Source organism: Planctomycetota bacterium, assembly GCA_016872555.1.
In the GTDB taxonomy this organism is placed as follows: domain Bacteria; phylum Planctomycetota; class Planctomycetia; order Pirellulales; family UBA1268; genus F1-20-MAGs016.
Window position 1 is genome coordinate 1 of the sequence record VGZO01000148.1, and the last position, 1,491, is coordinate 1,491.

Consider the following 1,491-nt stretch of genomic DNA (forward strand, 5'->3'; position numbering starts at 1 on the left):
TGACGATGGCGAGCTTCTCGGGGCCCGACAGCCGCTTGCGCTTCTGGGTCATGGGATGGAATCCTCCGGGGGAAAGGGTAGGCTAACCCTTGCCCGCGGAGATTCCAGGTTCGACGGGAGCAAGACACCACGACCAGACCACGCGGCTACTCGAGGACATCCGCTGGGAGTTGCTGACCCTCTTGGCACATGGCGCCTTCGTCACCATGGTCGACAAGACGGCCTTCGACGGCGGACTTGATCCGGCGGCCTACGAGCGGATCGGGGAGGCTTTCGTGGGGGCGAAGCGGCTCCGCGACACGTTCGGGCACATGCCCGTTCGCCAGGTCGGCCTGTACTACAGCAGCCGCTCGCGGGACTGGATGGGGCGGGACGCTGCCGGTGCGTGGATGCAGTCGTTCCTCGGCGGCCACAAGGCGCTGGCCTACGAGCACCTGCCGTGGGGCGTCCTGCTCGACGAGAACGCAACGCTCGAGCGGCTGCGGGAGTTCCCCGTCGTGGTGCTGTGCAACGCGGGCATCCTCGGGGAGGCCGAGATCGCCCGGCTCGAGGAGTACGTCCGCGGCGGCGGCGGCCTCGTGGCGACCGGCTTCACCGGGCGGCTCGATCGAATGGGGCGATTCGCGCCGTCCCCTTCCTGGGACGCCCTCAGCGGGGTCACGCTCGACCACGCCCTGGATTCGCTCGACAACTGGGTGATCCTGACCCCCGCCGACGTCGCTCGGCTCGGGGCGGACGGCCCGCCCGACTCGCCGTTTCTCGTCCACGGGCCCGGAGCGGCACTCCTGCCGACGACGGCGGAGCCCGGCGGGCGACTGCTCGCCCCGCAGCGCACCACCAAGCAGCGCGACGGACGGGAGGGGACCGAATGGCCGATGAGCCCGGACAGTCCGGTGGGGCCCGCGCTGACGGTGAATCGCGTCGACCGCGGCCGGGTGGTCACACTGGCCTGCAGCCCGGATCATGCCGTCGGCGGCGAGTTTTACGTCCAAGAGGCCCGGCGGCTGCTCGCGGGGGTCGAGTAGGCCCGGGGGCTTTCGCCCCCGGGCCTCTCTCAGAACCGGACTTGTGGGTCACACATCCGGCTCTTTGGGTTCCGGTCTCAGCGGACGGACAATGCTGTCCGGCCAGAGGCCGGTGCAACCGACTTGCGTCGGCTTCACTGGCGCCGAGATCGTTCGCGGTCCTGCGGTTCGCTATGTGCAGCAGGGAGTCTCTGCCGCCGGATGCGTCCGACGGTCCTGACTCCCCGCCCCCTTGCGGGCTGGCGGCGAACACGAACTTCAGTTGGCGTGATCTCATGCTTCAAAACCCATCGCCCCCTTCGCTCCGTCCGCTTTCACGGGCTTCATCGCTACTATGAGGGTTCTTCGGGACTTTTAGTGGCACTGCAGCCGGGGCCTGAGATCCAGTTTGCCGCAAAAGAACAGGATTCGGGTGCGGTAATTCGGGAATGAGCGGAAGCCCCGAGCCGCGTATTTCAGGGCCTGA

2 protein-coding genes are annotated in these 1,491 nt (G+C 68.2%); one reads left to right on the forward strand and one right to left on the reverse strand.

Annotated features, from left to right (window positions below; genetic code table 11):
• Positions 1-89: 89 nt before the first annotated feature.
• Positions 90-1,025, forward strand: coding sequence for a hypothetical protein (locus FJ309_17600; GenBank protein ID MBM3956389.1), 936 nt, complete (start codon positions 90-92; stop codon positions 1,023-1,025).
• A gap of 354 nt (positions 1,026-1,379) precedes the next feature.
• Here FJ309_17600 and FJ309_17605 read toward each other — a convergent pair.
• Positions 1,380-1,491 (reverse strand): transposase (locus FJ309_17605; GenBank protein ID MBM3956390.1); only part of this gene is annotated, 112 nt, incomplete at its 5' end.